General features: G+C 36.8%; 12 protein-coding genes and 1 other annotated feature. Of the genes, 11 read left to right on the forward strand and 1 reads right to left on the reverse strand.

Going from position 1 to position 12,755, the window contains the following annotated elements:
- Nucleotides 1–2 precede the first annotated feature (2 nt).
- From EFD62_RS12865 to tyrS, 10 genes are all read left to right on the forward strand, one after another.
- Nucleotides 3–2,066: a bifunctional 4-hydroxy-3-methylbut-2-enyl diphosphate reductase/30S ribosomal protein S1 gene (locus EFD62_RS12865; RefSeq protein ID WP_069193768.1), complete on the forward strand. Its 2,064-nt coding sequence runs from the start codon at nt 3–5 to the stop codon at nt 2,064–2,066.
- 395 nt (nt 2,067–2,461) lie between these two features.
- Nucleotides 2,462–2,836 carry an adenosylmethionine decarboxylase gene (gene speD / locus EFD62_RS12870; protein ID WP_069193767.1) on the forward strand — a complete coding sequence of 125 codons (375 nt, stop codon included), beginning with the start codon at nt 2,462–2,464 and terminating at the stop codon, nt 2,834–2,836.
- 244 nt (nt 2,837–3,080) lie between these two features.
- Complete coding sequence (ndk, locus tag EFD62_RS12875; RefSeq protein WP_128706241.1) at nt 3,081–3,491, forward strand: nucleoside-diphosphate kinase; 411 nt, start codon at nt 3,081–3,083, stop codon at nt 3,489–3,491.
- A 102-nt stretch (nt 3,492–3,593) separates the two neighbouring features.
- Complete coding sequence (locus tag EFD62_RS12880; RefSeq protein ID WP_069193765.1) at nt 3,594–4,376, forward strand: CheR family methyltransferase; 783 nt, start codon at nt 3,594–3,596, stop codon at nt 4,374–4,376.
- Between the two features lie 253 nt (nt 4,377–4,629).
- Nucleotides 4,630–4,926 (forward strand): YkuS family protein, encoded by a 297-nt coding sequence (locus EFD62_RS12885; protein WP_069193764.1) that lies wholly within the window; start codon nt 4,630–4,632, stop codon nt 4,924–4,926.
- A 132-nt stretch (nt 4,927–5,058) separates the two neighbouring features.
- Nucleotides 5,059–5,490, forward strand: coding sequence for an RrF2 family transcriptional regulator (locus EFD62_RS12890; protein WP_128706242.1), 432 nt, complete (start codon nt 5,059–5,061; stop codon nt 5,488–5,490).
- A gap of 98 nt (nt 5,491–5,588) precedes the next feature.
- Nucleotides 5,589–6,773 (forward strand): cysteine desulfurase NifS, encoded by a 1,185-nt coding sequence (gene nifS / locus EFD62_RS12895; RefSeq protein WP_069193762.1) that lies wholly within the window; start codon nt 5,589–5,591, stop codon nt 6,771–6,773.
- A gap of 1 nt (nt 6,774) precedes the next feature.
- Nucleotides 6,775–7,224: a Fe-S cluster assembly scaffold protein NifU gene (gene nifU / locus EFD62_RS12900; RefSeq protein ID WP_069193761.1), complete on the forward strand. Its 450-nt coding sequence runs from the start codon at nt 6,775–6,777 to the stop codon at nt 7,222–7,224.
- Nucleotides 7,225–7,242: 18 nt separating this feature from the next.
- A complete protein-coding gene (gene mnmA, locus EFD62_RS12905; protein ID WP_128706243.1) occupies nt 7,243–8,322 on the forward strand; it encodes a tRNA 2-thiouridine(34) synthase MnmA in 1,080 nt (359 codons plus the stop codon).
- 68 nt (nt 8,323–8,390) lie between these two features.
- Nucleotides 8,391–8,617 (forward strand) — a binding site (T-box leader).
- Between the two features lie 109 nt (nt 8,618–8,726).
- Nucleotides 8,727–9,953: a tyrosine--tRNA ligase gene (gene tyrS, locus EFD62_RS12910; RefSeq protein ID WP_069193759.1), complete on the forward strand. Its 1,227-nt coding sequence runs from the start codon at nt 8,727–8,729 to the stop codon at nt 9,951–9,953.
- A 52-nt stretch (nt 9,954–10,005) separates the two neighbouring features.
- Here the strand turns inward: tyrS and EFD62_RS12915 are convergent, their stop codons facing one another.
- Entirely contained in the window at nt 10,006–10,803 is a 798-nt protein-coding gene (locus tag EFD62_RS12915) for a histidinol-phosphatase HisJ family protein (RefSeq protein ID WP_069193758.1), read from the reverse strand.
- Nucleotides 10,804–11,172: 369 nt separating this feature from the next.
- Here EFD62_RS12915 and EFD62_RS12920 point away from each other — a divergent pair, with 369 nt between their 5' ends.
- Nucleotides 11,173–12,669: a DUF3369 domain-containing protein gene (locus EFD62_RS12920; RefSeq protein ID WP_128706244.1), complete on the forward strand. Its 1,497-nt coding sequence runs from the start codon at nt 11,173–11,175 to the stop codon at nt 12,667–12,669.
- Nucleotides 12,670–12,755 lie beyond the last annotated feature (86 nt).

Below are 12,755 nucleotides of genomic sequence, written 5' to 3' on the forward strand. Positions count from 1 at the left end.
AATTGGAAATAATTGTTGCTAAGTCTGCTGGATTTTGTTTTGGAGTTAATAACGCAGTTAAGACTGTCAATAACCTTTTGGAAAAGCAAAAGGATCCCATATATACATATGGTCCTATTATTCACAATGCACAAGTGGTGGATTTTCTTACTTCCAGAGGTGTTGTTAAGGTTGATGACATTGATGAAGCAGACTCAAACGGTCATATTGTGATTAGAGCCCACGGTGTTACACCAGAAATTTATAAAAAGATTTTAGATAAGGGGTTGATTTTGGAAGATGCTACATGTCCATACGTAAAAAAAATTCATAATCTTGTAAAGGAAAAATGTGAAGAAGGCTACAAGATAATAATTGTAGGCGACAAGAATCACCCTGAAGTCATAGGGATAAATGGATGGTGTAACAATAAAGCATATATAGCCGACACTGTTGAAGACTTAGAAATACTCGACGAAAGCGATGAAAAAATTTGTGTTGTTGCACAGACAACAATAACGAAGGAAAAGTGGGTCGAGATAACAACAGCATTAAAAAAGAAATTTGAAAATATTTTAGAATTTGATACAATATGTAGTGCAACTAGTAAAAGACAAAATGAAGCAGAAGAAATATCCAAGCATGTTGACATGATGGTTATTATTGGGGGAAAAAGCAGTTCTAATACCCAAAAGCTTTATGATATTTGCAAAAAACATTGTAATTTGACGTATAAAATTGAGACTTCCGGTGATTTGCCACCGGTAGATATAAAAAAAATAAAAAAAATAGGTATTTCTGCCGGAGCTTCTACGCCGGACTGGGTAATTGAGGAGGTTATTAAAACAATGAGTGAATTAAACAAGCAAGGAAAGGTCGATATTGTAGAGAAAGATGGTGAAATAGATTTCGCCAATGCATTTGAAAATTCGTTTGTTAGAATACAAACAGGAGATACTGTGAAGGGAAAAATAATTGGCTTTAACAGCAACGAAGTTTTTGTTGACTTAGGTTATAAGGCAGATGGCATAATCCCTCTCGAAGAGTATACCGATGATCCTAACTTCAAGATTGAAAAGGAAGTAAAGGTAGGAGATGAGATTGAAGTCCTCGTTGAAACTATCAACGACGGCGAGGGTAATGTAAGGCTCTCAAAGAGAAAGGTAGATGCCATAAAGTCTTGGGATGATATTGTTAAGGCTTATGAAAACAAGACTCCTGTTAATGCTTTTGTTGTTGAAGTTGTAAAGGGCGGTGTAATTGCCAGCTCTAAAGGCGTAAGAATATTCGTTCCTGCTTCACAGGTAAGCGATAGATATGTAAAGGACTTAAATGAGTTCCTTAAGAGAAACATCACTCTCAGAATTGTAGAGTTCAATGAAAAGAAACGTAAACTGGTAGGTTCTGCAAGAGTTATTATCGAAGAAGAAAAGACAGCCCTTGCAAGCAATACATGGAACAGCATTGAAGTAGGAAAAGTATTTAAAGGTTCTGTTAAGAGTCTTACAGATTTCGGTGCTTTTGTTGATATAGGCGGAGTTGATGGACTCATTCATATTTCTGAGCTTTCATGGACAAGAGTTAAACACCCATCTGAAGTATTAAAGGTTGGAGATAACGTAGAGGTAACAGTTATTGAATTTGATAAGAACAAGAAAAAGGTGTCCTTGGGATATAGAAAAATCGAGGATAATCCATGGTATAAAGCAGAAGAAAAATACAAAGTAGGCGATATCGTAAACGTAACTGTTCTTCGTTTTGCTTCCTTTGGTGCTTTTGTTGAGCTTGAAAAAGGTGTGGACGGGCTGGTTCACATATCACAAATATCCTCAAAGCATCTGGCAAAAGTTGAAGATGCACTTGAGATTGGTATGAAAGTTGATGCTAAAATAGTGGAAGTGGATATTGAGAACAAGAAAATTAGCCTTAGCATTAAAGAGGTTAAGCCAATAGACCCTCCTTCTAAGGATGACTCCGAAGCAAAAGACGCTTCCGGCAATTCTGCTGATGATGTTGAACCTTCAGAGCATAAAGAAGATATGTCCGTAACATTAGGTGACATAGTATCAAAGACAACAGAGTCCTAATTATATATTGATATTTAATATAATTTAAATATAGGTTCGTTTATAATGATTAACTTTAAGCCTGTTGCTAAATGTAACAGGCTTTTTACTTTGCCTCCTAGAATGAAATGAAAGAGACAAAAGCGAAGGGTCTCGATGTCCCGAGCTTTTACTTGTTCACAGAACGAACCCTAATATGTTGAATTACAGCGTAAATGGGATAAAAATATGCATAAAACAGAGGAAATCGAAGAAGATTTTTAATAATTCAGAATAAACAAGATATATTTAAAATTTTAGAAAAATCTATTGACTTTTAGTGCAGACGTGCTAAAATAAATTTTGTTGAAATTGACTAATTTCAAAATTGAAGAAAGGTTGTTGATATTTTTTTAAATCTGAAGGAGGAAAAAGAAATGAATGCTTTGGGCCGTCATATTCTGGCAGAAATATATGGATGCGATGCCTCTATACTTAATAATCGGAGTTTGATTGAAAAAATCATGGTTGAATCTGCTCTTGAAGCTGGTGCTGAAGTTAGAGAAGTGGCATTTCACAAATTCAGTCCCCAAGGAGTAAGTGGTGTAGTAGTAATTTCTGAATCCCATTTGGCAATCCATACATGGCCGGAGTTGGGATATGCCGCAGTAGATGTATTTACTTGCGGAGAAAAGGTAAACCCATGGGATGCTTGCAATTACCTAACAGAAAGGTTTAAAGCCAAGCATATGACTGCAACCGAGGTGAAACGAGGCGTATTCGAAGAACCTGTTAAAGTTGCAAATTTATAATTGTTAAAATAGATGTCTAAAAGCGTGCATATTAGCACGCTTTTATGTTTGTATAGCTCGTATGCTGCATTCATTTATTCCGGTTTTTCCAGCACAATATATTTATTTTTGATTATGTCTATGATAAAATAAATGTATTAATATAATCATATCATTTATATAGTGCTGTTCTTTTAAAGTTTTTTTATTGTATTCAAGGCTTCAAATAATTATTTAATCCATTTAAATTAAGAGAGGAGTAGTTATGGAGAGGACGCTGGTTTTATTAAAGCCTGATTCTGTAAAAAGAAAAATTGTCGGCGATATCATATCCCGTTTCGAGAAGAGGAATTTTACAATCTTTCACTTGAAAATGATGAATATCAGTAAGGATTTGGCCTGCGAGCATTATTTTCATGTTAAGGAAAAGCCGTTTTTTAACGATATGATTAACTATATAACATCTGGTCCTGTAATTGTAATGATTCTTTCCGGCAACAGGGTGATCGAGGCAGTAAGGAGCATGATTGGGGCAACAAGCAACTTTGATTCCCACCCCGGTACCATTAGAGGTGATTATGGATATCATTCTTTTGAAAATCTGATCCATGCATCAGATTCCCCTGAGAGTGCCGAAATTGAAATAAAAAGGTTTTTCCCTGAACTGGACATATAAACTGTACATAAAACTGAAATAAAAAGGTTAATGTTCATATTTATAGCCGATTCAAGATTGCTGGTGCTTGTCATTTAAGAATAGAAATGGAGAGATGGCAAAATGGTTATGGATTATGAAGGTTTTAAGAAAGAAATACTCATACTAACTGGAATTGACCTAAGCTCTTACAAAGAAAAACAAATGAAAAGAAGACTGGATTCTTTGATAAGTAAAAATAATTTTAACGGCTATAAACCATATGTTGAAGCTATCAAAACAGATAATAAGCTTTATAATGAGTTTATCAACTATATGACCATCAATGTATCCGAGTTCTACAGAAATCCGGAACAGTGGGAAAAACTAAAAAAAATAATACTTCCGTCGCTTCTTGAAAAAAATAATAGCCTCAAAATTTGGAGTGCTGCTTGTTCGAGCGGAGATGAACCTTATACTCTTGTTATGATATTAAATGAATTTCTTCCGCTCAGCAAGATTAAGATTATTGCTACGGATATAGATAATGAAATCCTTTTGAAGGCAAAAAATGGTCTCTACACCGATAAGAGCATTGCCAATTTGCCCAAGAACTACATTGAGAAATACTTTAAAACCGATGGCGACATATTTGCCATAAATCAGGAAGTAAAAAACTGCGTTGAGTTTATTAAGCATAATTTATTGGCAGATGCCTATCCAAAGAACTGTGACCTTATTGTATGCAGAAATGTACTGATTTATTTTACAGAGGAAGCAAAAACAGAGATTTATAAAAAATTCAATAGATCCCTCAAAACGGGTGGAGTACTTTTTGTTGGAAGCACAGAACAGATAATACTTTATAATCTTTATAACTTCAAACCTATACAGACGTTCTTCTATCAAAAAGAAAAGGATATTTAGCGGAAGGAGAGTTACATGTTTAAAAGAGTTATGGCCTGGATACTTCTGGCCGGTTTTTTACTACTATTGTTGAACATTGCCGTATTCGGAATCTATCGGGAGTTGAGCGCAGCTATTTATCTTGTTATAATGCTAGTGTTTGTCTTTTACATCGTTTCAAATAAGAAATAGCTAAGAGAAAACTAAAATCAAGAAGTATATATAAACCACTTCTGGCGAATACTCTAATATAGAGTGTTTTATTATTCCGGAGGTGGTTTTTATAGTAGTAGCGGTACAAAGTGGATTAGACATCCTAAAGCAAGAATTAAAAAGGAGAGGTTTTGAGGTTGTTGATTTAGAAACCTATAACTATCCTATAGATGCTATTGTTTATGAAGGAAATTCCTTTCAGATATCCCATATTTCCAGAAATAATATGCCTGAAATGACCACAGGGCAAAGGGCAAACTATGGAGTATTTATTGTCAATGCATTCGGTAAAAGCATCGGCGAAATAGAAGATATGCTTCGTACAAGATATTATAGTCCTCTCTTCGATCTAAATTAAATCACATAACGGTTATATACGAAAACAATGCAATATGTATTTTTTATAAATATATTGACAAGCATTTCACAAAGTGCTAATCTAATGATGTGAATACCGAGTAATACAGTTGGAATTGGAGGACTGGATTTAATGAAATTATCTACCAAGGGAAGATATGGTTTAAAAGCCATGCTTGATCTTGCTATTCACAACGATCAAGGACCTGTTGCACTAAAAAGCATTGCCGAGAGGCAGTCTTTGTCAGAAAATTATTTAGAGCAGCTTTTTGCCGCCCTTAGAAAAGCAGGCCATGTCAGAAGCGTAAGAGGAGCACAAGGCGGATATTTACTGTCAAAGAATCCCGATAGCATTACAATAGGCTCGATTCTAAGGTCATTGGAGGGTTCTCTTGCACCGGTTGATTGTGTTTTGGAAAATGAGCCTCATAAATGTGACCGCTTTGACGACTGTGTTACAAAAATAGTCTGGGAAAAAATAAGGGACAGTGTCAATGAAGCCGTAGATTCCATTACTTTGGGTGATCTTGTTAAAAAATCCAACAAAGACTCTGTACTTTATTGATGCACAACTTTATTAGTAAGACATTTGTTTTAGATAATCGTTTTTGGGAATAAATAAATTATATAATATATTCTAAATTATAGTAAGGAGTAATCTTTATGAATGACAACAAGATTATTTATCTGGATCATGCTGCTACAACACCAGTTAATCCACAGGTACTTGAAGCTATGCTTCCGTACTTTTCAGATAAGTTTGGGAATGCTTCTTCAATTTATTCGATAGGAAGAGAAAGCAAAAAGGCAATTGAAGAATCAAGAGAAAAGGTTGCCAAGGCAATCGGTGCACTTCCTAGAGAAGTGTTCTTTACGGGTTCTGGTACCGAAGCAGATAATTGGGCTATAAAAGGTGTTGCATATGCCAACAGAGACAAAGGCAGGCATATAATAACCACGGCAATCGAGCATCATGCAGTGCTCCACGCATGTCAGTACCTGGAGAGTGATGGCTTTGAAGTAACATATCTTCCGGTAGACGAAAATGGTCTGGTATCGCCGCAACAGGTGCAAGATGCAATAAGACCTGATACAATACTGATTACAATCATGTTTGCAAACAATGAAATCGGTACTATTCAGCCCATAGGCGAAATAGGGAAAATTGCAAGGGAAAAAGGAATAATATTCCACACGGATGCCGTACAGGCAGTTGGGAATATACCTATAAATGTTGTTGATTTGAATGTTGATCTTTTATCTCTGTCAGGCCACAAGTTTTATGGCCCGAAGGGTGTAGGAGCATTGTACATTAGAAAAGGCGTTAAAATTACATCATTTATGCATGGAGGTGCTCAGGAAAGAGGCCGCAGGGCAAGCACCGAGAATATTGCAGGCATAGTAGGCGTGGGTAAAGCTATTGAGCTTGCCACACAAAATATTGAAGAAAATAATAAAAAGCTACTTGAATTAAGGGATAGGACAATTGAAGAGATATCAAAAAAGATACCTTTTGTTAAGCTAAATGGAGACAGGTATAAGAGACTTCCGGGCAACGTAAATTTCTCTTTTGAGTTTATTGAAGGCGAATCCCTTCTTCTGATGCTTGATATGAAAGGAATTGCTGCATCAAGCGGATCTGCATGTACCTCAGGTTCTCTTGATCCATCCCATGTACTGCTTGCAATAGGTCTTCCTCATGAAATAGCTCACGGCTCGCTGAGGATTACCTTTGGTACTGAAAATACCCATGAAGATATAGATTATCTTATGGACGTACTGCCTATGATTGTTGACAGACTAAGAGAGATGTCTCCATTATATGAAAAAGTGAAAAGAGGGAATTAATATGTATAGTGAAAAGGTTATGGACCATTTTATGAATCCCAGGAATGTGGGTGAAATTGAAAACGCAGATGGTGTTGGCGAGGTTGGCAACGCAAAATGCGGAGATATAATGAAAATGTATCTCAAAATAGAAAACGACGTAATAGTGGATGCAAAGTTTAAAACCTTTGGTTGTGGAGCGGCAGTAGCAACAAGCAGTATGGCAACTGAGCTTGTTGTCGGAAAAACCGTTGAAGAAGCTCTTGGAATAACAAACAAGGCTGTAGCAGAAGCTTTAGACGGGCTTCCTCCTGTTAAAATGCACTGCTCAAACCTGGCAGAAGAAGCTATCCGTGCTGCAATTGATGATTATAAGCGTAAAAATGGACTTCTGCCCGAAGGCGGCGATTGTAATGCGTGCGGAAGAAGATGTGATGACATACATCATGGCATTGATGATGATGAAGATTAAAGGTGGATTATAATTACAATGAGTAAGAAAAAGGTTATGGTAGGTATGAGCGGCGGCGTTGACAGTTCTGTAGCTGCCGCCATACTTTTGGAACAGGGATATGAAGTAATTGGTGCCACAATGCAAATCTGGCCTGATATGAATGAAGATGTAAAACTTACTGAAGGTGGCTGCTGTTCGCTTTCTGCTGTTGACGATGCCAGAAGTGTTGCAAATATGCTGGGCATTCCCTATTATGTTTTGAATTTTAAAGACATTTTTGAGAAGAGTGTTATAGACTACTTTAAAGACGAATATCTCAAGGGCAGGACCCCAAATCCTTGCATTGCGTGTAACAGGTATGTAAAGTTTGAGTCAATGCTAAACAAAGCCTTGTCCATGGGTATTGACTATATTGCCACAGGACATTATGCAATTATAACCTATGATGAGGATAGGAAAAGACATTTGCTGAAGAAATCGGTTACTCAACAGAAGGATCAGACCTATGCCCTTTACAATGTTACCCAAGAACAACTTAGCCATATTCTTATGCCCATCGGTGAATTCTCCAAGGACGATGTCAGGGCAAAGGCAAAGGAATTGGGGCTCTATGTTGCATCGAAGCCTGACAGTCAGGAAATTTGCTTTGTAAGCGATAATGATTATGGAAAGTTTATAGAAGAGAATACCGACAAGAAAATTGTCCCCGGTTATTTTGTTGATACAAAGGGAAATATATTAGGGAAGCACAAAGGTATAATTCATTATACCGTAGGGCAAAGAAAAGGCCTTGGCATTGCCTTGGGCAAGCCAATGTACGTTGTAAGGCTCGATATGGAAAACAATAACGTGGTGCTGGGCGAAGAAGATGAAGTTTTTTCAAAAGAGCTCACGGCCCACGACCTGAATTTTATTTCAATAGATACACTGGACCAGCCAATTCGGGTTAAGGCAAAGATAAGATATTCTGCCAAAGAAGCAGATGCGGTCGTTTACCCTATAGAAGATGATAAGGTTAAGGTTGTGTTTGATGCCCCTCAGAGAGCTATTACTCCAGGGCAGTCAGTGGTTTTTTATGATGGTGATATAGTTGTTGGCGGCGGAACAATCCTATAGTCAAATATTGAAATTATTAATTAAATCTCTTGTAAACGCTGAACTAATATGTTAAAATATTCGAAAAGCAAAAGACGATGATGGAGAGACAGTAGTCGTTCATGGTTACAATTAGAGAGAAGCCCGGCTGGTGAAAGGGCTTTAGCACATGAATGGATGAATTACCCTCTGGAGTTTCATACTTGAAGCCTATTCATGTATGACGGAAGCCAATCGTTATATCGGCAGTAATTAATGAGGTATATTAAACATATACAAATTAAGGTGGTACCACGGGAGCTTTCTCGTCCTTAAGCAGGGCGACGAAGCTTTTTTTATTAGCTTGAAAAATAAAAAAGGCATTTGAGAAATAGAATTTCGAGCCTTACAACTTTTAAAAGAAATAATTTTTAGGAGGTATTTATATGTCCAGTGTGTTTGACACATTGAAAGAAAGGGGATTTATTGCGCAGCTCACCCACGAAGAAACTATAAAAGAGCTTCTTGAAAAGGAAAAAGTTACGTTTTATATCGGGTTTGACCCAACTGCTGACAGTCTTCATGTAGGACATTTCTTGCAAATGATGGTTATGGCTCATATGCAAAAAGCCGGACACAGACCTATAGCTCTGATCGGAGGCGGCACCGCAATGGTTGGGGACCCCACAGGGAAAACCGATATGAGAAGAATGATGACTAGGGAAGAAATCAAGCATAATGCCGATAGCTTTAAAAAGCAGCTTTCCAAATTCATTGAATTTGGTGAAGGGAAGGCAATAATGGTCGATAACGCTGATTGGCTGCTTGATTTGAATTATGTTAACTTTTTAAGGGATATAGGAGTCCACTTTTCCGTCAACCGAATGCTGACGGCAGAATGCTTTAAGTCCAGGCTTGAAAAAGGTCTTTCCTTTATCGAGTTTAACTACATGCTCATGCAAAGCTACGATTTTCTGAAATTGCACAAGGAGTATGGCTGTATTATACAGCTTGGTGGTGATGACCAGTGGTCAAATATTCTGGGAGGAATAGATCTTATAAGAAGGAAGGAAGGAAAAGAAGCCTATGGTATGACCTTTACGCTCCTTACTACCAGCGAAGGAAATAAGATGGGCAAAACGGAAAAAGGTGCATTATGGCTTGATGCCAACAAGACTTCTCCTTACGAATTCTACCAGTACTGGAGAAATATACACGACAATGATGTAATAAAATGCTTAAAGCTTTTAACCTTCGTTCCTATGGAAGAAATTGAGGAATTGGCAAAGCTGAAAGACCAGGAAATAAATATTGCTAAAAAACGTCTGGCCTTTGAAGTTACAAAGCTTATTCACGGTGAGGAAGAGGCCTTAAATGCTCAAAAAACAGCTGAGGCTCTTTTTGTAAAGGGTGCAAGTACTGACAATATGCCTACCACTGAAATCGCATCAAATGAGCTCTCAGACGGTATAAACATAATTGACCTTCTTGTAAGGACAAAGCTAATTCCTTCAAAGGGTGAGGGCCGTAGGCTAATAGAGCAGGGCGGAATTACTATAAACGACAACAAAGTTGAAGGCTTTGACAAAGTAGTAACTATGGATGATTTCAACAACGGTGAGTTGATCATTAAAAAAGGCAAAAAGACATATCACAGGGTAAAACTTGTATAAAACACAGGTAATTGTTAGGAACAAGCTTAGGGAAAAACACCCCTAAGCTTGTTTAAATTGGTGTAAACACCGGTTTTCTATTTTCAAAATGTGCCGTATACCTAAAGCCGGCCTTAAGAAGCAGCTCTTTTACATAGTCAAATTTGTAACCTATATATTCGGGGGTATGGGCATCAGAGCTTGTGCAAATTATTTCTCCGTTTAATTCTCTGTATCTTTTTATGATCTCATAGTCCGGCATTGGCGAATTAAGATTGTATCGAAAGCCGGAGGTGTTTACCTCAATACCTTTGCCATTGGAAATAAGGGCTTTGAGTATGGCATCAATCCAATCTCCAAAATCGCTTAATTTTAATGTCCTGTCATCATAACATCCATACCTCCTGATGAGATCAATATGACCGAGAATATCGAAATTGTCAAACAGATTAATACACTCAAGAACGGTTTCCAGATACCTCAAATAGGCTTCGTTCTTTGTTTTATTCCTGCAAAAGTCCCCATTATGGAGATCCGTTTTATCCACAATATGAATCGAGCCGATTACAATATCAAAATCATATTTTTTAACAATATCATTGGACTCCTCTATCACGTGGGGTTGTATACCTACTTCAATACCTTTGAAAACTCTGATTTTAGCAGAATAATCACGCTTGAGCCTATCCATAACTTCAGAATATTTGTCAAAATCAATCGTGAAAACATCATCATAATCCGGATAATCTATATCTAGATGATCTGTAAAGGAAATACCTTCAAGCCCAAATTTTTCGGCAGTATTAATTGCGATTTCTGCATCCATGTTGCTGTCTCCTGAAAAACTGCTGTGAACATGACAATCATACATTATGTTTACCTCCAATTAATTTCCCAGTTAAGTTTTGACTGTTACTATTATTTATAGAATAAATACAGTAATTAGTCAAGAAAGAGGAAATGAAAAATAAGCAAAGGAATTGCATATATCACATAGTCCTAATCAAATGGGACTATAAAACTACTACTTAAATATTGCAAAAATAAAAAAAATAAAGTAAAATAATTATATAATGAAATTTTATGTCCTTTTAATTTAAATGCATCCGGTTATTATGTAATTGTTACTTTTCGATAAATTGCATAATTCAATAAAGATTTTAATAGATTCTTTTATAACATTTCAGTAATAAAATGATATATTGCTATTTGCCCGTACTCTATTGAGGAGGATTTTCATATGAGAAAAAGATTAATTGAAGTATCGACGGACTACAAAATCCTTATTGTTGATGATGAAGAAGGTATAATAAATTCGATGAAAGTCATGCTTACAAGGAGCGGCTATTTTTGCAAGGGTATCTCAAATCCTTTAGAGGCAATAGAAACTCTCAAGAAAGAGCATTTCGACATGCTTATCTTAGACTATATCATGTCACCTATTCATGGAGATGAGGTCGTTGCAAAAATACGAGAGTTCAATAAGGATATTTATATTCTTCTTTTAACGGGACACAAAGACTTAGCTCCTCCACTTGAGACTATCAAGGCTCTCGACATTCAAGGATATTGCGAGAAGGGAGACAAGTTTGACCAGCTTCTTCTTTTGATTGAATCGGGAATAAAGTCAATATCTCAAATGCGTACCATAAGCCAGTTTAAGGATGGGTTAAACAGAATACTCCAGGCTGTGCCAAAAATTTATCAACTCCAGCCAATAGGAGTTATTTTGGAAGAAATATTGCAAGGATTGATGCCTCTGGTAAATAGTAAAGATGCTTTTATCCTGATAGATGATTGTAACAGTATTGAGGGTGAAATCATCTTTAAAGGAGTAGGTGAATATGACATCCGTGTAGAATCTCTGGTTACCATGTTAAGTCCTGAACTTATGGAGAATATAGGGCGTGCCCGGGACAGCAAGAAAGTGCTTCGTTTAGATCACGGAATAATACTTCCGCTTATGAATGAAGAGAGCAAATCCATTGGAGTTATTTATATAGAAAGCAGTAATTTAGGTGATGGGATAAAGCTTCTTGAAATCTATTCCTCTCAGGCGGCTTCATCCATTAACAATGCCTTTTTGCATTCGCTGATAAACATGAAGAAAGACGAGCTGGACAAGACCTATCAGGAGCTTAGAAAAAGATATATTGATACAATAGAAGCTTTACGTCTAACAGTTGATGCAAAGGATATCTATACAAGAGGACATTCGGACCGTGTTTCATACTATGCAGCAAAACTGGGGGAAGGCTTTGGACTGACGGAAGAGCAGATTGAGCTTCTGAAGGTAGGAGGCATCTTCCATGACATAGGTAAAATAGGCACAGCTGATGATATTCTTTTTAAAACCGAAAAGCTGGACTATAATGAATATGCAGAAATTAAGAAGCACCCGTTAAAAGGTGCATATATACTATCCGCCATTTCAATGTTCAAGGATGTTGTCCCACTGGTAAAATACCACCACGAGAGAATTGACGGCAAAGGCTACCCGGAAGGATTGAAGGGCGATGAAATCCCATTTCTGGCGAGAATATTAACTGTTGCCGATGCTTTTGATGCAATGATGTCAGACAGGAAATACCGTTCGAAGCTAAGCCTTGAAGAAACAAAAGAGCAGTTTAGAATTTACTCCGGTACGCAATTTGACCCTCGTGTAGTCGATATGCTGTTTAAGATTCTCGACAACTATGACTTAATGATGGAAGAGCTTTCAGAAACATTCACATAATGCACAAAATAAGATAATATTGGTATTAAAAAGAAGAGCTGATACTCTTCTTTTTTTTGACATTTATAAATTCTAAAATTATGTTT

Source organism: Acetivibrio mesophilus, assembly GCF_004102745.1.
Classification (GTDB): Bacteria; Bacillota; Clostridia; order Acetivibrionales; family Acetivibrionaceae; genus Hungateiclostridium; species Hungateiclostridium mesophilum.